The 21137-nt window shown below is 58.9% G+C and carries 21 protein-coding genes and 2 tRNA genes; 7 read left to right on the top strand and 16 right to left on the bottom strand.

The window, feature by feature from the left end; genetic code table 11:
* Nucleotide 1: 1 nt before the first annotated feature.
* The 5 genes from upp to IE123_RS14950 form a co-directional block, all read right to left on the bottom strand.
* Entirely contained in the window at nucleotides 2-631 is a 630-nt protein-coding gene (upp, locus tag IE123_RS14970) for a uracil phosphoribosyltransferase (protein ID WP_189519658.1), read from the bottom strand.
* Nucleotides 632-781: 150 nt separating this feature from the next.
* On the bottom strand, nucleotides 782-1483 hold the full coding sequence (gene ung / locus IE123_RS14965) for a uracil-DNA glycosylase (protein WP_189519656.1): 702 nt from the start codon (nucleotides 1481-1483) through the stop codon (nucleotides 782-784).
* 2 nt (nucleotides 1484-1485) lie between these two features.
* Complete coding sequence (gpt, locus tag IE123_RS14960; RefSeq protein ID WP_189519654.1) at nucleotides 1486-1974, bottom strand: xanthine phosphoribosyltransferase; 489 nt, start codon at nucleotides 1972-1974, stop codon at nucleotides 1486-1488.
* A 40-nt stretch (nucleotides 1975-2014) separates the two neighbouring features.
* The gene (locus tag IE123_RS14955) at nucleotides 2015-2566 is read right to left on the bottom strand and encodes an adenine phosphoribosyltransferase (protein WP_189519652.1); all 552 of its coding nucleotides are present in this window, start codon (nucleotides 2564-2566) and stop codon (nucleotides 2015-2017) included.
* A 126-nt stretch (nucleotides 2567-2692) separates the two neighbouring features.
* Entirely contained in the window at nucleotides 2693-3301 is a 609-nt protein-coding gene (locus IE123_RS14950; protein ID WP_189519650.1) for a riboflavin synthase subunit alpha, read from the bottom strand.
* 269 nt (nucleotides 3302-3570) lie between these two features.
* Between IE123_RS14950 and IE123_RS14945 the strand changes: the two genes are divergently transcribed.
* From IE123_RS14945 to msrC, 4 genes are all read left to right on the top strand, one after another.
* Complete coding sequence (locus tag IE123_RS14945) at nucleotides 3571-4614, top strand: methionine ABC transporter ATP-binding protein (protein WP_189519648.1); 1044 nt, start codon at nucleotides 3571-3573, stop codon at nucleotides 4612-4614.
* Entirely contained in the window at nucleotides 4595-5248 is a 654-nt protein-coding gene (locus tag IE123_RS14940; protein ID WP_189519646.1) for a methionine ABC transporter permease, read from the top strand. The genes IE123_RS14945 and IE123_RS14940 overlap by 20 nt, the downstream gene beginning before the upstream one ends.
* A gap of 113 nt (nucleotides 5249-5361) precedes the next feature.
* Nucleotides 5362-6180: a MetQ/NlpA family ABC transporter substrate-binding protein gene (locus IE123_RS14935; RefSeq protein ID WP_189519644.1), complete on the top strand. Its 819-nt coding sequence runs from the start codon at nucleotides 5362-5364 to the stop codon at nucleotides 6178-6180.
* An 80-nt stretch (nucleotides 6181-6260) separates the two neighbouring features.
* Nucleotides 6261-6743, top strand: coding sequence for a free L-methionine (R)-S-oxide reductase MsrC (gene msrC, locus IE123_RS14930; RefSeq protein WP_189519642.1), 483 nt, complete (start codon nucleotides 6261-6263; stop codon nucleotides 6741-6743).
* A gap of 76 nt (nucleotides 6744-6819) precedes the next feature.
* On the opposite strand, the gene IE123_RS14925 is transcribed toward msrC, so the two are convergent.
* The 4 genes from IE123_RS14925 to IE123_RS14910 form a co-directional block, all read right to left on the bottom strand.
* Nucleotides 6820-6896 (bottom strand) — tRNA-Val (locus IE123_RS14925).
* A gap of 49 nt (nucleotides 6897-6945) precedes the next feature.
* Nucleotides 6946-7022: transfer RNA gene (locus IE123_RS14920), tRNA-Val, on the bottom strand.
* A 248-nt stretch (nucleotides 7023-7270) separates the two neighbouring features.
* Nucleotides 7271-8785, bottom strand: coding sequence for a glycerol kinase GlpK (gene glpK, locus IE123_RS14915; protein WP_189519640.1), 1515 nt, complete (start codon nucleotides 8783-8785; stop codon nucleotides 7271-7273).
* Between the two features lie 52 nt (nucleotides 8786-8837).
* Nucleotides 8838-9566, bottom strand: coding sequence for an MIP/aquaporin family protein (locus IE123_RS14910; protein WP_189519638.1), 729 nt, complete (start codon nucleotides 9564-9566; stop codon nucleotides 8838-8840).
* Nucleotides 9567-9925: 359 nt separating this feature from the next.
* Between IE123_RS14910 and IE123_RS14905 the strand changes: the two genes are divergently transcribed.
* Together IE123_RS14905 and glpD are read left to right on the top strand one after the other, a co-directional pair.
* Complete coding sequence (locus IE123_RS14905) at nucleotides 9926-10690, top strand: DeoR/GlpR family transcriptional regulator (protein ID WP_189519636.1); 765 nt, start codon at nucleotides 9926-9928, stop codon at nucleotides 10688-10690.
* Between the two features lie 170 nt (nucleotides 10691-10860).
* Entirely contained in the window at nucleotides 10861-12435 is a 1575-nt protein-coding gene (gene glpD / locus IE123_RS14900) for a glycerol-3-phosphate dehydrogenase (RefSeq protein WP_229819796.1), read from the top strand.
* Nucleotides 12436-12549: 114 nt separating this feature from the next.
* On the opposite strand, the gene IE123_RS14895 is transcribed toward glpD, so the two are convergent.
* The 3 genes from IE123_RS14895 to IE123_RS14885 all read right to left on the bottom strand — a co-directional run bounded on the left by IE123_RS14895 (nucleotide 12550) and on the right by IE123_RS14885 (nucleotide 16575).
* Entirely contained in the window at nucleotides 12550-13929 is a 1380-nt protein-coding gene (locus tag IE123_RS14895) for a class II fumarate hydratase (RefSeq protein WP_189519634.1), read from the bottom strand.
* A 102-nt stretch (nucleotides 13930-14031) separates the two neighbouring features.
* Nucleotides 14032-15156 (bottom strand): zinc-dependent alcohol dehydrogenase family protein, encoded by a 1125-nt coding sequence (locus IE123_RS14890; RefSeq protein ID WP_189519632.1) that lies wholly within the window; start codon nucleotides 15154-15156, stop codon nucleotides 14032-14034.
* A gap of 57 nt (nucleotides 15157-15213) precedes the next feature.
* Nucleotides 15214-16575 carry a hypothetical protein gene (locus IE123_RS14885; protein ID WP_189519630.1) on the bottom strand — a complete coding sequence of 454 codons (1362 nt, stop codon included), beginning with the start codon at nucleotides 16573-16575 and terminating at the stop codon, nucleotides 15214-15216.
* Between the two features lie 167 nt (nucleotides 16576-16742).
* Between IE123_RS14885 and IE123_RS14880 the strand changes: the two genes are divergently transcribed.
* Entirely contained in the window at nucleotides 16743-17162 is a 420-nt protein-coding gene (locus tag IE123_RS14880) for a secondary thiamine-phosphate synthase enzyme YjbQ (protein ID WP_189519628.1), read from the top strand.
* A 46-nt stretch (nucleotides 17163-17208) separates the two neighbouring features.
* Here IE123_RS14880 and IE123_RS14875 read toward each other — a convergent pair whose 3' ends face one another.
* The 4 genes from IE123_RS14875 to IE123_RS14860 form a co-directional block, all read right to left on the bottom strand.
* Entirely contained in the window at nucleotides 17209-18234 is a 1026-nt protein-coding gene (locus IE123_RS14875; RefSeq protein WP_189519626.1) for a TRAP transporter substrate-binding protein, read from the bottom strand.
* A 23-nt stretch (nucleotides 18235-18257) separates the two neighbouring features.
* On the bottom strand, nucleotides 18258-19538 hold the full coding sequence (locus IE123_RS14870) for a TRAP transporter large permease subunit (protein ID WP_189519623.1): 1281 nt from the start codon (nucleotides 19536-19538) through the stop codon (nucleotides 18258-18260).
* Nucleotides 19535-20077 (bottom strand): TRAP transporter small permease, encoded by a 543-nt coding sequence (locus IE123_RS14865; RefSeq protein WP_189519622.1) that lies wholly within the window; start codon nucleotides 20075-20077, stop codon nucleotides 19535-19537. Before IE123_RS14865 ends, IE123_RS14870 begins: the two co-directional genes overlap by 4 nt.
* 101 nt (nucleotides 20078-20178) lie before the next feature.
* A complete protein-coding gene (locus IE123_RS14860) occupies nucleotides 20179-21108 on the bottom strand; it encodes an NAD(P)-dependent oxidoreductase (RefSeq protein WP_189519620.1) in 930 nt (309 codons plus the stop codon).
* Nucleotides 21109-21137 lie beyond the last annotated feature (29 nt).

The following is a 21137-nucleotide window of genomic DNA, read 5'->3' as shown; positions in this document are numbered from 1 at the left end:
TTCAGCGTGTCCCGAAGAGCTTGTCACCGGCATCACCAAGGCCGGGAACGATATAGCCATGACTGTCGAGACCTTCATCGACAGCCGCCGTATAGAGCTCGATTTCAGGATGAGAGCGGGAAACACGTGCAATGCCTTCAGGCGTGGCGACCAAAACGATCACCTTGATCTGTCGACAACCCTTGGCCTTGAGCATGTCAAGCGTGGCTGCCATGGAACCACCGGTGGCGAGCATCGGATCAATGACGATGGCCAGACGCTCGTCCAGATCCTGCACAAACTTTTCGAAATAGGGCACCGGCTCGAGGGTTTCTTCATTACGATAAAGCCCCACAACGCTGATGCGGGCACTGGGCAGCAGCGTTGTCACGCCATCAAGCATGCCAAGCCCTGCGCGCAGAATCGGTACGACCGTGACCTTCTTGCCCTTGATCTGCTGCACCTTCAGCGGTTTGCCACTCCAGCCTTCGATGGTTTCATCACCCAGCTCAAGCCCCTTGGTGGCCTCATAGGTCAAAAGGGTTGAAAGCTCATTGGCCAGTTCACGGAAGTGCTTGGTACTGATACCCGCCCCCCGCAACAGTCCAAGCTTGTGTTTGACGAGAGGGTGATCAATGGTATGAACATTCATGATGGATATACGGCCTGATAGAAAAATATCGCTATCCCTTTTGGACAGTGGACAGCGCAAGTGCCCTCTATTCTACTCCGGCGCACAGATGTGGTTAAGCATCCATCCACCGACAATAGAGGACATATTGACACATTGCAGTGACGCTGATTAAACGTCGGACAGTTGCTCAAGCGAAGGCAGACGCCAGTCGATGGGCTGCTCGCCCTTTTGGGTCAGAAAGGCATTGGCCTTTGAAAAGTGATGAGAGCCGAAAAAGCCACGGTGCGCTGCCAGCGGTGAAGGATGCGGCGCATGCAGCACCAGATGTTTCGTGCGGTCTACAAAAGCCGCCTTTTTCTGGGCATAACTGCCCCAGAGCAGAAACACGACGTGTGCACAGTGCTCATTGATGACTTCAATGGCGCGATCCGTAAAGGTCTCCCAGCCCTGCCCGCGATGTGAAGCAGCCTGAGCACGCTCGACGGTCAGTACACTATTGAGCAGCAAGACCCCCTGACGTGCCCAGCTCTCCAGAAACCCGTGATTGACCGGCTCAAAGGCCACATCATCGCTCTGCAGCTCCTTGTAGATATTCACAAGGGATGGCGGAACGGCGACGTCCGGACGTACCGAGAAACACAGACCATGCGCCTGACCCGGGCCGTGATAGGGGTCCTGCCCCAGAATGACCACCCTGACACTTTCCAGCGGCGTCAGCTCAAAGGCACGAAACCAGTTCTCGGAGGCCGGATAGATGACCTTGCGCTGATCCTTTTCATGGCGCAAAAAGGCTCTCAGGGCCTGCATATAGGGAGCGTTTACCTCGTCGCCAAGGTAGCGGCTCCAGCTCTCGGGCAGCGGCAGGGCCATGGTTACTCCTTGCGGGTACGAAGCTGGTCTACCAGCGGCTCGACAAAGGAGATTCCCATGTCCCACGGGAACTGAATCCAGGTATCCTGCGCTACTTCTGTCAGATACTGATCCACCATCGGGCGCCCTTCCGGCTTGGCGTAGATGGTCACGAAATGCGCGCGCGGCAACATTTCGCGTACTGCCCCGGCTGTCTTGCCGGTATCAACCAGATCATCCACCAAAAGCCAGCCATCGCCATCATGATCGATGCCCTTGAGCACATTGATGCTGCTTTGCTCCATGTGCTCATAGCTTTTGATGCAGACCGTATCGATCAGGCGGATATCGAGTTCACGCGCGATCAGGGCTGCCGGTATTAGACCACCACGGGTCACGGCCACGATGCCCTTGAAATCACGCCCGATGAGCTGATGACACAGCATGCGCACATCACGATGAAGCCGATCCCAGGAGATCGTGAACTGGTTATGGTAGCGCTCGGTACTCATTGAAATATCCTGTGCGTCGAGAAGGACACGTCTGCCCTGCTCATTCGTCTTCTGTAAAGGTACAGGCTGCGAAAACGCTGTAGCCTTCGGCACGAATCATGTCACCGCCGCCAAGCTCGGGCAGATCAATAATGGCGGCCGTTTCAACGATGATGCCTCCGCTGCGCTCGATCAGCCGGGCAGCCGCCAGCATGGTGCCGCCCGTGGCAATCAGATCATCCACCAGCAGGATTCTGTCGCCCGCCTGGAACGCATCCGAATGCAGCTCCACGGTGGACTCGCCGTACTCGAGGCTGTAGGTCTCGCTGATGGTCCGAAAGGGCAGCTTGCCCTTTTTTCGCACCGGCACAAAGCTGCACCCCAGCTCATAGGCCAGCGGCGCGCCAATGATAAAGCCGCGCGCATCGATAGCGGCGATCGCATCGATATCAAGTTCCTGATATCGATGGACGAAACTATCGATCAGTTTTCGGAAGGCAGCACTGTTTTGCAGCACTGGCGTGATGTCGCGAAAGTTGACCCCGGGTTCCGGCCAATCCTTCACGGTACGAATAACCGACTTGATATAGTCGCCGTAAATACTTGTCGCCACGTTCAATCTCTCGTCGACCCATATGCAAAACGACCGGTCAGTGCCGGTCGTTTTATATAAACGTTGATCATTTTACCCAATGGCGCCCGTGCAAGCGACCCACACAGGCCACATCAGCACGTGATTTCATGTTCTTGCGGCAAGAATACGCTCAACGGTCTCGACAATGGTCTGTGTCTGAGGATCAATTTCGATATTGACCTTATCGCCAACTTCTCGAGTGCCGATAGTGGTACGCGCCAGCGTATCGGGAATCAGATTGACACAAAACTGGTTGTTTCTGACCTCACCGATGGTCAGGCTGATGCCATCAATCCCGATATAGCCCTTGTCGAACAAAAACCTTGTCCACTGTTGCGGCAGTTCAAACCAGAGACGACAGTTGTTGGGCGCATCCTCGCGCGAGATCAGCGCTGCCATGCACATGACATGACCTGACATCGCATGCCCGCCGATTTCATCACCCAGACGCGCCGCGCGCTCCACGTTGACGTCATCTCCAACTTCAAGCGCACCCAGGTTGGTCAGGGCCAGCGTTTCGCGCATGAGGTCAAAGCCGATGTGCGTGCCATTGATGCTCGTAACGCTCAGACAGCAGCCGTTATGCGCGATTGATGCGCCATGGGCCAGCCCCTCCAGCAGATGGCCGGGCATGTCGATGACATGACGATTGAGCCCCTCCAAGCGCTCGATGGATACCACTCGGGCCATGCCCTGTACGATACCGGTAAACATGATGGCCTCACTGACAGATGAAACTGACCATACTCGCCTGATCGGTGCGCCCTGTCACTCGATACGTGTTCAGGGAGATATCATGCCGGGTGCAACCGAGGGCATTTTCATATAGCCGCCCTACCGGGTACTTATGACGCGCAAGCGCGATGGATCAAGTATACTGGCGCGCCTTGTGCCCAGCGCACTTTTCACGACGATCACATTCACCACGTCAGGTACGCAAGCGGTGGTGCACGACCCAACTGTATTTAAGACATTCCAATCCGATGATTCGACTTGAAAATGTGACCCGAGTGTATGGTCAGGGCGCCAAAGCCGTGACGGCGCTCAAGGACGTCAATCTGGAAGTGGCTGCCGGCAGCATCACTGGTGTCATCGGTGTTTCCGGTGCCGGCAAGAGCACCCTGATCCGATGCGTCAATCTGCTCGAGCGCCCGACCCGGGGCCGGGTATTCGTGGCCGGTCAGGAACTGACGACCATGAACAAGACCGAGCTTAGAAAGGCACGCCACGGCATCGGCATGATCTTTCAGCACTTCAATCTGCTTGAGTCCCGCACCGTGCGGGGCAATATTGGTCTGCCGCTCGAACTGATTGGCACCCCACGACGCGAGATCGATCAGCGTATCGATGAGCTGCTGGAACTGACCGGCCTCAATGAGCGTGCCAATGCTTACCCTGCTGCCCTCTCGGGCGGCCAGAAACAGCGCGTGGCCATTGCCCGGGCACTGGCAAGCAACCCGCAGGCCCTGCTGTGCGATGAGGCCACCTCAGCGCTGGACCCGCAGACCACCAGCGCCATCCTGTCGCTGTTAAGAGATATCAACCAGCGGCTGGGACTGACCATTTTGCTGATCACCCATGAAATGGAAGTGGTCAGGAGCATCTGCGATCAGGTGGCATTGATCAGCGGCGGAGCGCTGGTAGAAACCTCTCCGGTCGGCGATTTCTTTACCCGCCCCACCACCGAGGAAGGTCGACTCTTTCTCAACGACTTCCTGCAGCTGGCCCCCTCAAACACCCTCCTGCAGCGCATGACGGATCACGCCGGGGATAACAGCCTGGCTGTCGTGCGCCTGACCTTCCGCGGTCAGGCACTGTCCAGCGAGCTGATGACCCACCTTGAGCAGCAGTTCGGCATTCGACTGCGCATCCTGCAGGCGCGCGTTGAAAACATTCAGGGACGCACACTGGGCCTGATGATCGTGGAGCTTGACGGCGCCCGAAACACCCTGGGCGCCGCCATGGATCATCTACAAACGCTTGACGTTCAAACGGAGGTACTTGGCCATGTCCAGCGCCATGATTGATCGTATTCTCGACGCCGTTTTCGACACCTTTTATCTGGTCATCTGCAGCGGCCTTATTGGCATCGTGCTGGGGATCGTCATGGGCGTAGCGCTTTATGTCACTCGCGAAAACCGCATCATGGCCATGCCGGTGCTCAACCGGGCCATCAGCCTGATCGTCAACATCGGCCGCTCGGTGCCCTTTATCATTTTGATGCTGGCACTGGCACCCTTCACCCGCTGGCTGGTGGGCTCCTACATTGGCACCACCGCAGCACTGGTTCCGCTGAGCATTGCCGCCATACCCTTTGTCGCACGCCTGGTCGAAGGCGCACTCAACGAGGTGCCCCACGGCCTGATCGAGGCGGCCGAATCAATGGGCGCCACGCCGTGGCAGATCATTACCCGGGTCCTGCTGCCCGAGGCACGGGGCGGGCTGATCACGGCCGCCACCATCACCATTATCGCGCTGATTGGCTACAGCGCCATGGCCGGCGCCATCGGAGCCGGCGGCCTGGGCGCCGTGGCCTACAACTACGGCTACTCGCGTTACAATCCCATGGTCATGCTGGTCACGGTACTGATCATGGTGGTCATGGTGCAGGGCGTACAGATGCTGGGCGATTTCTTCGTGCACCGCAGCCGCCATCGCTAAACGCCGGCAACGGTCTTAAAAACAATAATGACGACATCCACGGGCAATGACCAACGGCCCGTTAAACCCTTTCGACAGCAACGCCTGTCGAACCCATTGGAAGGATAGGACTCATGAGAATTTCACCGAAGGGACTGGGCGCTGCCCTTGCATTAAGCGCCAGCGTCGTTATCGCCGGTTGCGGCAGCCAGAGCGACGATGAGAACACGGTTCGTGTTGGCACCATGGCAGGCCCTGAAACCGCCCTCATGGAAACCGCCGCGGAAGTCGCTAAAGAGCAGTACGGGCTGAACGTTAAAATCACCGAGTTCAACGATTACGTCTCTCCCAATGCCGCACTCGATGACGGCAGCATTGATGCCAACGCCTATCAGCACCAGCCCTATCTGGACAGCATGATGGAAGACCGCGGCTTTGACTTTGTCGCGGCCGGCAAGACATTCGTATATCCGATCGGCGCCTACTCCGACAAATATCAGAGCATTGATGAACTGCCGGATGGCGCGACCATTGCCGTGCCCAATGATCCTTCCAACGAAGCGCGCGCCCTGCTGCTGCTGGCACGCGAAAACCTGATCGAACTGCGCGATCCGCAGAGTCCCACTGCCACGCCGGACGACATCACCGACAACCCTCACAACTATCAGCTGCGCGAACTGGACGCTGCCCAGCTCACGCGCGCCCTGCCGGATGTCGATATGGCCTTCATCAACAGCACCTACTCGGTCGCCGCTGACATGACCGTCGATCAGGCGCTCATTGTCGAGGATGGCGACTCCCCCTATGTGAACCTTATTGTGGTGCGCCAGGGCGATCAAAACAGCGAGAAGATTCAGCACCTCGTGGACGCCTTCCAGAGCCAGCAGGTCATCGACAGGGCCAATGAGCTCTTCCAGGGTGGTGCCATCGCAGGCTGGGAAAACGAGCAGTAAGCAACCATATTGTTGACAGGGGCCGGCCCATGCCGGCCCTTTTTGTTATGCAGATTGTTATTCAGGCATCGAGATAATTCATGAACGACACACGACCCATCACCGATTACGGCATGCTCAAGCGTCAATTGACGGCACTGCTCGACACGCGGGACTGGGTGACCAACACCTCACAGATGGCTGCCTTTATCTTTCAGCAGATTCCCGAGCTTAACTGGGCAGGCTTTTATATCCAGCGCGAAGAACGCGTACTGCGCCTTGGTCCATTTCAGGGGCAGCCGGCGTGCAACCCCATCGCCTTTGAAGAAGGTGTCTGCGGTGCCGCGGCGCGCACGCGCCAGACCCAGCGTGTCGAGGATGTTCATGCCTTCCCGGGCCACATTGCCTGTGACGCAGCTTCACGCTCCGAACTTGTTGTGCCATTGATCGTTGACGATCGCCTCTGGGGCGTACTGGATCTGGACAGCCCTCTGCCCGGTCGTTTCAGCATTGAAGACCAGGCCGGTATTGAAGCAATGTGCCAGGTGCTGGTGGCGCAAAGTGACCTGCCGACGTCCATCTGACCAGGCGCCGTCTCGTGTCAGGCATTTGAACGACAAAAAGCCCGCCACGGAGACCGTGGCGGGCTTTTCAATATTCTGGTAGGACCGAGCGGATTTGAACCGCTGACCTCCACGATGTCAACGTGGCGCTCTAACCAACTGAGCTACGGTCCTGTAAATCAATGGCTGTAACAGCTTTCCATATCCTGCGCACTTAAAGCGATGGTAGGACCGAGCGGATTTGAACCGCTGACCTCCACGATGTCAACGTGGCGCTCTAACCAACTGAGCTACGGTCCTGCTTCAATGGCATGGAAGTGCCGTTTCAACGCTGCGCTATTGTACTTATTTTCTGATCAAGCGCAACCGTTCAGGCGATTTATTGTTATAAAACCATAACGTTGCAATGCCATGCGTCTGCCCAATACCGGCCAGGCAAAACACAAGCCGAGACTGGCAGCAGAATTGCCGACCCTGCCGAGATAGCCCAGCAGGGTCGGGGGGCATTCAAGAACCGAAAGCCCCGCGTTTTCCTTTATCGATAGCGATCAGGATTCCACCCGGAAACCCATGGTTGCCTCAACGGCCTGCTTCCAGCCGGTGTAGAGTTCATCACGCTGCCTGTCGGTCATCTTCGGTTCAAAACGACGCTCCAGTGCCCAGTACTCGGCAATCTGCTCACGCGACTCCCAGAACCCGACTGCAAGACCGGCGAGATAGGCCGCACCAAGTGCGGTCGTCTCGTTGACTTCACAGCGCAGCACATCAACGCCCAGAATATCTGCCTGGAACTGCGCGAGGAAGTTGTTGGAGATCGCTCCGCCGTCGGTGCGCAGTTCGGCCAGCGCGATATTGGCATCGCTTTGCATCGCATGCAGCACGTCGGCGCTCTGATAAGCCAGAGACTCTACCGCCGAGCGAATGAAGTGCTCCTTGGTCGTACCCCGCGTCAGACCGAACATCGCGCCGCGCACGTTGGAGTTCCAGTACGGCGCGCCCAGACCGGTGAACGCCGGTACCATATACACGCCATCATTACTGCCGGCGCGCTCGGCATAGGCTTCCGAGTCGGATGCCCTGCCCAGCATTCGCAGCCCGTCACGCAGCCACTGGATGACCGAGCCGGCCACAAACACGCTCCCTTCCAGCGCGTATTCCATCGTGCCCTCGACCTCCCAGGCCACGGTGGTGAGCAGCCCATTTTTGGAAGGTGTCGCCTCGGTACCGGTATTCATCAGGGTAAAGCAGCCGGTACCGTAAGTGTTCTTGGCCATGCCGGGCTTGAAGCAGGCCTGACCAAACAGCGCAGCGTTCTGATCACCCGCCATACCAGCAATCGGCACCTCATGGCCAAACAAATATTTCGGCAGCACATGGCCGTATACTTCACTGTTGGACTTCACCTCGGGCAGCATGCACTCGGGCACACCAAACAGCTCCAGCAGTTCGGGATCCCACTTGCGCTCGCGGATGTTGAACAGCATCGTGCGCGAAGCATTGCTCACATCGGTCACATGCACCTTGCCACCGGTGAGATTCCACACCAGCCAGCTATCGATGGTGCCAAACAGCAACTCGCCCTTCTCGGCCCTTTCGCGGACGCCATCGACATTGTCGAAGATCCATTTCAGCTTGGTCGCAGAGAAATAGGCATCGATGACCAGACCTGTTTTGTCACGGATCATGTCTTCGTGACCTGCTTCGCGCAGCTCATCGCAGATCTCGGCGGAGTGGCGTGACTGCCAGACAATGGCATTACAGACGGCGTGACCGTTGTTCTTGTCCCAGACCACCGTTGTTTCGCGCTGGTTGGTGATACCAATCGAGGCGATTTCGCAGACATCCACTTCCGAGTTATTGATCACCTCGGCCAGCGTCGTCAGTACGCTGGTCATGATTTCACGCGGATTGTGCTCGACCCAGCCCGGACGCGGAAATATCTGTTCGAACTCACGCTGAGCGATGCCTGCTACATGGCCTTCATGATCAAACAACATTGAGCGCGAACTGGTTGTCCCCTGATCGATCGCGAGAATGTACTTTTTCTGCTTCTGCTTGCTCATGAATATCGACTCCTCGATGTAGTGCGAGCGGAGATATGGATCTGATGACAATTCAATAGATATAGGCGGCCAGTGCTGCCAGAGCGCTGCCAATGAGTGGGCCAATCACCGGCACCAGGGCATAGCCCCAGTTGTTGCCACCCTTGTTCCTGATGGGCAGAAGGGCGTGGGCGATCCGCGGACCAAGATCGCGCGCCGGATTGATGGCGTAGCCGGTCGGGCCACCCAGCGATGCACCAATCGATACCACCAGTAGTGCCACCGCCAGCGGCCCGAGGCCACTGGGCGTGTTTCCGAACATGATAATCACAAAGATCAACACGAAGGTACCAATGATCTCGGTCACCATGTTCCATCCATGGGACTTGATGGTAGGCCCGGTAGAGAACGTGGCAAGAATCGCGCCCGGATCATCGGTTTCGTCATACTGTTTCTTGTAGGCGAGGTAGCACACCAGCGCACCCAGAAAGGCACCGATGAACTCGGCAATGAAATAGGTGATCGTGGTGGCAAAAGTAATCGGGATACCATCGGCATATTCCTTTGCCGGCCCAATGAGCAGTGCAAGGGTTACCGCCGGATTGATATGGGCACCGGTATCGTAGGCAACATACACGGCACAAAAGACCGCCAGCCCCCAGCCAAAGAAAATGACGATACCGTCACTGCCGTGGCCATTGGTCTTTTTCAAAAGCACATTGGCAACCACGCCGCAACCCAGCAATGTCAGGATGGCCGTGCCGGCAATTTCATGAACCAGAATGGTTTCGATGATACCCATTTTTTACCCCGGGATGACGTTGGTTTTAACACATTCAAGACGTGCTTGTGTTGTTTTCCGAGCATCCTATAGTAACCATTGAAAAAAACGATGTGCCGTTTCCGACTTTTTGAAAAAATCGTAATAAGCATCTGATTTTAATGATTTTAATGGCTTTTAAACCTTAGTATTACACACCATTTTCAGGGGTTTTTACCCCCTTGAACAGTGCAAAAAACAACGCCTGTTGTTGTCTGGCGAACATGATACTGATCAGGTCAAAATGATACGAAAAGGGCTATTGCCGGACGGGTAGCACAGGGATAACCTGGCCATCTCGATCAGCGCCAGGCAACACGCCGGACAGGACAGGACAGAACATGACCCAGCAGGAACGTCACAATACGATCGCTGACATGGTCAAGCGTCAGGGCTACGCGACCATTGAACAGCTGGCACATCACTTCGATGTCACACCGCAGACCATCCGACGCGATCTCAAGGTACTGGCCGATGAGCAGCTGATCCGGCGGGTGCATGGCGGCGCCGGTATGCTGGAATCCAGCACGGTCAATACGGCCTACAGTGCACGAAAGCTGATCAATCACGATGCCAAGGCCCGCATTGCCCGTGCACTGGCAGAGCAGATCCCGAATCAGAGCTCGCTTTTTATCAATATCGGGACCAGTACCGAACTGATCGCCGAAGCGCTGCTCCATCATCAGGGGCTGGAAATCATCACCAACAACCTTAATGTCGCCGCCACGCTCCAACACCGCGAGGACTTCAATGTCATCGTGGCCGGCGGCAGCGTACGCTCGCGCGATGGCGGCATCATCGGCGAGGCCACGGTGGATTTCATCAATCAGTTCAAGGTCGACTTTGGCATCATAGGCATCAGCAGCATTGATGAAGATGGCGCTCTGCTCGATTTTGACTATCAGGAAGTCAGGGTGGCGCAGGCGATCATCAGCAATTCACGCCAGGTCTATCTGGCCGCCGATCACTCCAAGTTTGCACGCAACGCCGTGGTAAGGCTGGGGCACCTCAATCAGATCCATGCCCTGTTTACCGATCAGGAGCCGCCCGCGGGAATATGTCGCCTGCTGAGCGAGCAGAATATCGCACTCAACATCTGCCCCTGAGCGAAGGGCCTGGAAGGAACAAAAAATCTGATCATGCTGATGGGATCAGACAATCACGGACCACTTGATGTTCTTTTGAACATGCCTTATGTTCACATTCGAACATCCGTGATGGTATCGTTACCGCGTTCCCCCACTTCTCACCCGGCGCAGACGCGCAAGGCAGGCGCATGACTTCCGACAAGACTTCCGCAATGGCAATGGACACCCCCGTTCTGGACCTTTTCATTATTGGTGGCGGCATCAATGGCACCGGTATCGCCAATGATGCAGCCGGCCGTGGTCTCAGCGTCGGGCTGTGTGAACAGGCCGACCTTGCCAGTGCCACCTCATCAGCGTCCAGCAAGCTGATTCACGGCGGGTTGCGCTATCTGGAGCACAAGGAATTTCGTCTGGTACGCGAGGCGCTTCACGAGCGGGAAATCCTGCTGGGCAAGGCACCGCATATCATCTGGCCACTGCGCTTTATCCTGCCGCACCGTCAGCATCTTCGCCCTGCCTGGATGCTGCGCGCCGGTCTTTTCCTGTATGACCACTTGAGCCCGCGCGACACGCTGCCCGGCTCGAAATCGCTGAAGTTTGACGGCACAAGTCCACTCAAGCCTGATATCACCAGGGGCTTTGAATACTCCGACTGCTGGGTCGACGATGCCCGTCTGGTCGTGCTCAATGCCCTGCAGGCGCAGGAACAGGGCGGCGAGATTCTGGTACGCACCCGCTGCACCAGTGCCGTTGAGAAAAACGGTATCTGGGAAATCACGCTGGAAAACACCCGCACCGGCAAACAGATGGTGCGCCGTGCCAAGGCGCTGATCAACGCCGCCGGCCCGTGGGTCGAGTCCTTTATCAAGGGCAGTACCGAGCGCCAGTCGCGCTACGGCATCCACATGATCAAGGGCAGCCATATCATCACCCGACGCATCAACGGTGATGATCGCGCCTTCATCCTGCAAAACGAGGACAAGCGCATCGTCTTTGTCCTGCCATGGCAAAACGATTACAGCCTGATCGGGACAACCGACCAGAACTATGAGGGTGATCCAACGCACATCACCATCAGCGATGAAGAGACCGACTACATCCTTAATGTCGTCAACGCCCACTTCAAGGAGCAGCTCACGCGTGATGACGTCGTGACCAGCTACTCCGGCGTGCGGCCGCTGTGTGATGATGAATCGGATGATCCTTCCGCCATGACACGTGATTACACGCTGTCGCTGGATGATTCCGGCGCACCGATGCTGTCGGTCTTTGGTGGCAAGATCACCACCTTCCGCCGGCTCTCGGAATCTGCCATGGAGAAGATCGAGCCGTGGTTTCCCAGCATGGGCAAGCCCTGGACCGACAAGCGCCCGCTGCCGGGTGGCAACATCGATTCCCGCGAGGCCTATACGCGCAAGCTGACCAGCCAGTATCCGTTTCTGGGTGAAGCACGTGCGCTCCGGTTTGCCTCAAGCTACGGCACGCTGTGCGAGAAGTTCCTCACCGGCGTGACCGACGAGGCCGGGCTGGGTGAAGACTTCGGCTCGGGCCTGACAAGGGCCGAAGTGGACTATCTGATCGATCACGAATGGGCCACTCAGGTGGACGATATCCTCTGGCGGCGTACCAAGATGGACATGCGTCTGAATGAAGCCCAGCGTACACGTCTGCAGGAATATGTGACCGGTCGCATGGGCACCGATCCGCATGACATGAACGAGCCGGTTGGCACCCCCTCACCGGATCACTCTCTGGTGCACTAAAGCGCTCACCGGCAGCACCTGCAGCCGATGTTTTCAGCGCAGGGACTGCCTACAAAAAGGGCCCCATCCGGGGCCCTTTTTTATAACGCGATATCGCACCTGGCGTGTCGGTGACTATTCCTGAATACCGCCACGTGTCAGCTGCGCCGGATCGAGATAGCGCTCAAGCTCCTCGCGGGAAAGCTCGGTCTCTTCCTCGGCCACGTCAATGATCGGCCGACCTTCCTGATACGCCTTCTTGGCCACGCGCGCCGCCTCGTTATAGCCGATCACCGGATTGAGTGCCGTCACCAGCACCGGATTGCGTGCCAACGGCGATTCAATGTTGTCGCGACGAACGTTGAAGCTCTTGATCGCCTTGTCTGCCATCAGCTGCGAGACATTGTTCAACAGTGATATCGAACTCAGCACGTTATGCGCCATCAGCGGCAGCATGACATTGAGCTGAAAGTTGCCCGATTGCCCACCAACGGTCACCGCCGCATCGTTACCGATCACCTGGGCCGCCACCTGCGCCGCTGCTTCGGGAATGACCGGATTGACCTTGCCCGGCATGATCGAGCTGCCCGGCTGCAGGGCCTCAAGCTCAATCTCACCCAGCCCGGCCAGCGGCCCCGAATTCATCCAGCGCAGGTCATTGCTGATCTTCATCAGCGCACAGGCGTAGGCCTTGAGATGGCCGGAAAGCTCCACGGTGGCATCCTGCGAGCCCAGCGCGGCAAACAGACTGTCGGCAGGCGTAAAGGCAAGCCCTGTCTGCTCGGAAAGGCGCTCGGCAAAGCGAGCGGCAAATTCCGGATGGGCGTTGATGCCACTCCCGACCGCGGTGCCGCCCTGGGCGATGCGCAGCATGCGGGTCAGCCCGCTTTCAAGACGTTCGATGGCCTGCGCGACCTGACTGGCCCAGGCGCCCAGTTCCTGACTCATGCGTACCGGCATGGCATCCATCAAATGGGTGCGACCGGTCTTGACCACGTCATCCAGCGACGCAGCCTTGTGCTCGATGGTCTTTTGCAGATAGCGCAGCGTCGGCAGCAGGCGCTCATTGAGCTCCATGGCAATCGAGACATGAAGCGCCGTGGGAATCGTGTCGTTGCTGCTCTGACCCATGTTGACGTGGTCGTTGGGACCGACCTCAAGATCCGTCCGTGAGGCCAGATGCGAGATCACCTCATTGACATTCATGTTGGTCGAGGTGCCCGAACCGGTCTGATAGATATCGATTGGGAACTGATCGGCGTGCTCACCGCGAATGATCGCATCGGCTGCCTTGACGATCGCCAGCGCCCGGCCTTCATCGAGTAGCCCAAGGTCCATGTTGACCTCGGCGGCGGCGCGCTTGACCCTTGCCACGGCTGCAATGAATGACGCCGGCATCGGGTGCCCACTGACCGGGAAGTTGTTGATGGCCCGCTGGGTCTGTGCACCATAAAGTGCCTCCATCGGCACTTCCAGCTCGCCCATGCTGTCCTTCTCGATACGGGACTGATCCATGATCCTCTCCTGATAATCAACGATGAAGCGCCCAAAGATGCTCTTCAGGTTAGCAGGCCCACCGGCATTGCACCCGGCGCGTGTCGCGCCCTGCCCTGAGCATCAAAGATCGATGACCTGACGAATGGCCTGCCCCTGCGCCAGACGCTCGAAGCCTTCATTGATCTCATCAAGGGTCAGCCGATGGGTCAACAGCCGGTCTACCGGCAGCCGCCCGGCCTGATAGAGCGCGATATATCCCGGCACATCCAGTGACGGTACATGCCCACCCAGATAGGAGCCCTTGAGCGTGCGCTGCTCGGCCACCATGCGCGTTGGGCTGATGGCCAGTCGCACATCAGGATGCGGCAGCCCGGAGGTCACCGTGGTGCCGCCGCGCCGGGTGCATTCAAAGGCAAATTCCAGTGCCGAGGCCACGCCGGCAAATTCGGTGGCCAGATCCACACCGCCGCCGCTGATGTCACGCACCTGCTCGATGGCATCGTCATCAGCGCTGTTGACCACATGGGTGGCGCCCATTGCTCTGGCGGTTTCCAGCTTGTCGGCATCGATATCGGCGGCAATCACCTGACGCGCGCCACCACCCAGCGCGCCCAGTACCGCCGCCAGCCCCACGCCGCCCAGTCCGACCACCAACACCGACTGCCCCAGCCTCAGCTTTCCGGTGTGTACCACGGCGCCGACACCGGTCAGCACCGCACAGCCAAACAGCGCCGCGACATGAAACGGCAGTTCCGGATCAATACGTGTCAGTGAGCGGCGCGAGGCCACGGCGTACTCGGCAAACCCGGACACGCCAATATGGTGATAGACCGTCTCATCACCTCGATGCAGCCGCATGCCACCGCCCAGCAGGTGCCCGGCGGTGTTGGCCGCAGCACCCGGCTGACACAGCGCCGCCTCACCGGAAAGACAAAACGCACAGGTGCCGCAGTTGGGCGCGAAGGAAAACACCACGTGATCACCGACCTTGAGGTCATCGACGCCCTCGCCGGTTTCGACCACCTCGCCGGCCGCTTCATGACCCAGCACCATCGGCAGCGGCCGTGGCCGGTTGCCGTTGATGGTCGAGAGATCCGAGTGGCAAAGTCCTGCGGCGCGAATACGCACCAGCACCTCGCCACGGCCGGGCGGATCGAGGGTTATCTCTTCGATCGACAGCGGTTGCGACTCCCCATAGGGACGCGGCTTTTGCATCTCTCGCAGCACGGCGGCACGGGTTTTCATGGCACTCTCCTTGTGACAGTCAATTGTATTTGCCGCGACGAAATCCTGGGTCGCAGGTTATCCATCCTTATTGAAGGTCTGGTCGTCCTCGCCGTGAAAAAAACGACGACCATAGATCAGCAGACACAGAACGACGCCGACAGCAAAAGCCCAGGCTGCTCCTCGCGTTGCCAATACCGCGGCTATGACGCCTGCGATCCCCAGATCGCGCTGACTGCGGGCCGCCATGATGCCGACGCGCACGCTGACATACCCCTGAATCAGTAGCGTCAGGGCCAGCGCCACGCCCAGAATCGGCTGCACCAGGCTCACGATCGGCATCAGCAGCAACCCTGTGTTGGTGCCCCATCGAAACGAGCCGGCGCCGCCAAAAATGGAGCCCATGGCCTTTCGCCCTTCCTTGAAGCGCTCCACGATTACCACATGCATGGCAGCCCAGAGCGGCCCGCACATGGCAATATCCGGTCCGATCACGCTCATGGCCGCGTTGCGTCCGCCAAAGATCATGTGCGCGCGATTCGGACCATACTCGACCTTCTCATCGGGGCGGGCGGCATCAGCCTCATCCAGCAGCGCCTTGCCCTGTAACACATCGCCGAACACCACAATGTAGGTGGCCAGCACTACCGGCAGTGATTGCACGAAGACCATCAGCGGCGGCCACCCCAGACCAAACAGGGTGTAGTCACGCCACAGGCCCACGAAATCCGGCGACGTAATGCCCCACTCGATCTCCGGCCACGGCGCTTCGCCAAACAGCGGCGCAATCACCACGGCCAGCGCGATAATCGGAAAGATCCCCAGCTTGCCAAAGGTGGCCCAGAAGGTATTGCTGGTTTTGAGGCGGGTAAAATGGCGTGAGAACAGCAGATAGAAGGCCGCACCGATCGCGATCGAAATGGTCCAGGGAAAACTGTCAAATCGCCCGCCGACCTGGAATACCGTCATGACGGCCGCAATGCCGGCCCCGATGATCACACCTGCCTTGAGCGCAGACGGCACCAGTTGCACCACGCGATGAGACAAGCCGGAAACGCCCAGCGCGATCGAGAAAAGCCCCAGTGTCATCTGAAAGGCGATCAGCGCGTGGATACGTTCGGTCCCCTCGGGGAAGGTCTGACACCAGGCCATCACCAGCGGGATAGCCGGAGTGATCCAGCCGGGCACCACCGGGTCTCCCAGCAGGTGATGGGTCAGGTAGAGAAAGCCGTTAAGCAGCACCACCGCCAGCGCCACCTCAAACGGCATGCCCAGAAGCTCGGTCATCAGGGGAATCGCCGCCAGGTCGACGGCACACATCAAAAGGCCCTGGCAGTAATCGGGCCACTCAAAGCGGTAGTGAATGAAAGGCAGGCGTACCTTGAAGGGCCCCACGGGCCAATAGACAGTCTCATTATCTGCTCGACGTTCATCAGCCATGGCGCGATCCCTCTGAAAGGTCAATCAAGACTAGGCCCAAAGTGCTGATGGCCATACGACACTTTGGTCTTCGTAGACCTTTTCCAGCCACCTGCCAACAGCGAGACGCCACCGCCGACCTCATCTACCCTGTATCACCAGATCCATCAGCCAGGGAGCAACCACTTATGTGGTACCGCCAGCAGATTACCCTCAAACCCTACAAGCGCGGCTTTCACCTGATTACCAACGACATCCTGGGCGAGCTGAGCCAGATGAAGGAGATCTCCACCGGGCTTTTACACCTGCAGATGCTGCATACCTCGGCATCATTAACGCTCAATGAAAACGCCGACCCGGATGTACGCCATGACATGGAAGCCTTCTTTCGTGACCGCGTGCCGGGCGATCTGCCCTACTTTCGCCATACCATGGAAGGCCCGGACGACATGCCCGCGCATATCAAGGCCAGCCTCATGGGCACGGAGCTGACACTGGCCGTCGACAACGGCCGGCTGGCCACGGGTACCTGGCAGGGCATCTGGCTGGGGGAGCATCGGGAAAACGGCGGTAGCCGCCGCATTCTGGCCACACTTTTCGGGGAATAATGATCCATCTGCCGGGGCCTCGCCCCGGCAGATGTTTGACTCAGAATCAGGACTGGCTCTCGCCCTCCGAGACAGCCTGAATGGCCTTGATCATCTCGTCACCGTTCTGATCGATAAAGGTCTTCCAGACCGGCTGAATGGCCTTTTGGAAGGCGGCGGTGTCGACATCGCGATTGACCTCCATACCCTCATCTTCAAGCGTTGTGATCATCGTCTCGGTCTGTTCGGTGTTCATTTTGCGCTGCATCGCGGTGGCATCCGCCGCCGCCTTTTCGACAATCTGCTGCTGCTCGGGCGTGAGGCTGTCAAAGCGCTTCTGGTTCATGACCATCAACAGTGCCGAATAGGCGTGATTGGTGATCGAAAGATACTTCTGCACCTCGTTGAAATTGAACGACACCACGATGCCCAGCGGATGTTCCTGAGCATCTACCACACCGGTCTCCAGCGCGGTATAGAGCTCGGCGACCGGTAGCTGCTGCGGGTTGGCGCCGAGGAGCTCGAACATGTTGTTGAGCGTGATCGAGTTGTTGACCCGCATGCGCAGGCCTTTCAGGTCCGCCGGTTCGCGAATCGGCCCGCGGTTGTTGGTAATTTCGCGAAAGCCGTTTTCCGGGAAGGCCAGTCCCTTGAGCCCCAGTGCCGGCAGTTTGCTCATCACCTCCTCGCCCGATGCACCATCCAGCGCCTTGTAGGCGGCACTACTGTCGGCAAACATGAACGGCAGCTCGAAGGCACCGGCTTCGGGCACCATGCCGGTAAAGTTGGTCAGTCCCGAGAGTGTGATATCGATGATCCCCGAGCGGGCGCCGTCAATCATCTGCGCGTCGTTGCCCAGCTGGCCGTTGGGAAATATCTGTACCTTGAGATCACCATTGCTGGCCTTTTCCACCTCTTCCTTGAACTTCTCGGCAAGCTTGTGCTGCAGATCGCTTTGCGGCGTGGGATGCGCAAAGCGCAGTGTGGTGGCCGCCCAGGCACCGCTGGAGACCGACATGGCGACAAGCACCGCCGCGGCTGTCGTCGCAAGCGCTTTAACCCCCAGCGTCGTACCGAACAGAACTTTTTTCATGTTATTGCTCCTTGCCTTCCAGGTCAGCCGATCAGCCAATGCATCGGCACGGTAATGATCTGGGGTATCAGCACAAACAGCGCCAGCAGCGCGATATACACCAGAACAAAGGGATAGACGCCGCGTACGGCCTCGCTCATCGTCGATTTACTGATGCCGCAGACCACGTTGAGCACAGTGCCCACCGGCGGCGTAATCAGACCGATGCAGCAGTTGATGACAAACATCAGCCCGAAATAGATCGGATCGATGCCCGCCTCGCGCACCAGCGGCATGAACAGCGGCACCAGAATCAGAATCGCCGGGGCCAGATCCATCACCATGCCCACCAGCAGCACCACCACCATGATGGCGGCCATCAAAAGCCTTGGGTTGTCGACCAGCGGGCCCAAAAGCTCGGCCAGCTGCTGTGGCAGCTGCGCGATGGTAATGACCCAGGAGGCCACCATCGCCGCGCCGACCAGAAACATCACCAGCGCCGTGGAGCGTCCGGCACTTTTGAGCACCTGGGCAAGTTTTGCCAGACTCATCTCGCGATAGATTACGGTCGACACAAAAATGGCATAAACCGCCGCCACCACGGCGGCCTCCGTCGGTGTAAAGACCCCGAAACGGATGCCGACGATGATGATGACCGGCAGCAGCAGTGCCCACACGCTTTCCCTGAGCGCCTTGAGTCGCTCGGCCCGGCTCGCCTTCGGCTGCCTTTCAATATCGGCGTTACGCATCATGAACCGCCAGGTGACCATCAGCGCCACGCCCATCAAAAGCCCGGGCACGATGCCGCCGATAAAGAGCTTGGCAATCGAGATATTGCCCGCCACACCGAGAATGATCAGCGGCAGTGACGGTGGGATGACCGGCGCGATAATGCCGCCGGCCGCCAAAAGCCCCACCGAGCGAAACGCCGGATAGCCGCTCTTGCGCATCATCGGGTAGAGAATGCTCACCAGTGCTGCGGCATCGGCTACCGCCGAGCCCGAAAGCCCCGCCAGCAACAGCGAGGTCAGAATCGCCACATAGCCCAGTCCACCACGCCAGTGACCCACCAGCGTCATCGCCAGCTTCACGATGCGATCGGAGAGTCCGCCGACCGCCATCACCTCGCCTGCGATCATGAAAAAGGGAATCGCCAGCAGCGCGAAGTTGTCCACGCCGTTGATCATCGACTGCGACAGGATGTCAGCGCTGAACATGCCCAGGTTGAGCATCAGCGCGCCTGCCGCCAGCAACAGCGCAAAGGCGACCGGCAGACGCAGCAGGATCGCCCCGATCAGTACCCCCAGAAACAGTGCCAGCGTCATGAGCGGTGCTCCCCTTTGGCAGAGGACGTCGCCTCGTCAACGGCCAGCGAATGGCCGTCTCCGCCCTGCTCTCCCGGTGCCCGACCGGGGCCGGGACGCAGCAGCCCGATCAGCGAGGTAACACTCATCAGGCTGCCTGCCACCACGCCAGCCAGATAGAACAGCCCGGTCGGCAGCCCGGTCAGCGGTGAAATGTTGTGCCAGTTGGCCTGTGTCTGCTTCCAGCAGCCCATCAGCAGCATGACCGAGGCGCCCAGAATCACGACCCACAAAAGGCGGGCGATGAGGGAGCGCGCCATGGCCGGCAGCCGGTCAAAAAACTCTGCTACCGCCAGATGCTCGCCATCCTTCAAACACAGCGAGGCGCCCAGCATCACGACCCAGACAAACCCGAGCCGGGAGAGCTCGATACCGGAGCGCAGCCCGGAGGAAAAGCCATAACGCAGTACCACGTTGAAAAACACCAGCACCATCATGGCGGTCATCAGGGCCACGATGAGCCACTCGATGCTGCGCCACACCCCGCGAAACATTGTCATTGTTGTGCTCCCCGGCCCATTCGGGCCGCCGCTTCGATGGTTCCCTGTATTGCCCCCTGTTCCCGCTTCTTTCCTGTCCTAGCCTGCCTGTGCCCGACAGGTCAGTCGTCATGATCGCCGGGCTTTTGATCCAGCTCGGCGATATAGCGCTGCGTTACGGTCAGGTCGAGCTCGCCCAGCCCGCGCTCACCGAGATCCTGATAAAGCGCCAGAAGGGTTGAGAGCTGCGGCGTGACCACCTGTTGCTGCGCGGCTTCATCCCGCGCAAACCCCAGATCCTTGATCATGTAGCGGGCGATGCCGGAGGGCGTGTAGTCCTTGTCGATCAGGCGTTTTTTGCGTGACTCCAGAAACCGCCCACCGGCATAGCCGCCGCCCAGACAGCCCAGCAGCTTCTCGACATCGAGCCCGGCGCGCTCGGCGATCACCGTGGCCTCGGACAGCGCCACCATGGTGGCGGCTACCACCATCTGATTACACGCCTTGGCGACCTCGCCTGCCCCCAGCGGCCCCAGCAGCACTGGCGTACCCATCGTTTCCAGTGCCGGACGCGCGCGGTCAAGGTCGGCCGCCTCGCCGCCCACCATGATTGAAAGCGTGCCCGCCTCGGCGCCGTCCGTACCGCCGGACAGCGGTGCGTCCAGCACGTGCATCTGCCCCTGGCTTTTTTCATTCAGCTGCCGGGCCAGCGCGCGTACCCCTTCAGGTGATGAGGTGGAGCAGATCACCAGCAGCAGCGGCCCCGACACGCCTGCCAGCAGGCCATCGTCGCCCTCGAGCAGTGCCTCGAGCTGAGGCAGGTCCGGCAGCACCGTGATCAACACATCGCTTTGGGCGGCCAGCGCCCTTGGGGTGTCGCAGCGCTCGGCGCCCGCCTCCAGCACCGGGGTGAGCTTCTCCGGCGAGCGCCCGAAAACGCTGACACGACCGGCCACGCCGGATGCCAGCAGATTGTGCGCCATCGGCATGCCCATGCTGCCCAGCCCGATCATGCCGACCCTGATGGCAGCCGCCTCATCGAAATCCTGCATCTGTCTTCTCCTTTCAACGTGACTGTAGC

The organism is Kushneria pakistanensis, assembly GCF_014652795.1.
In the GTDB taxonomy this organism is placed as follows: Bacteria; Pseudomonadota; Gammaproteobacteria; order Pseudomonadales; family Halomonadaceae; genus Kushneria; species Kushneria pakistanensis.
The sequence above is the reverse complement of the archived record's forward strand: the minus strand, read 5'-3'. Positions and strand labels throughout refer to the sequence as shown.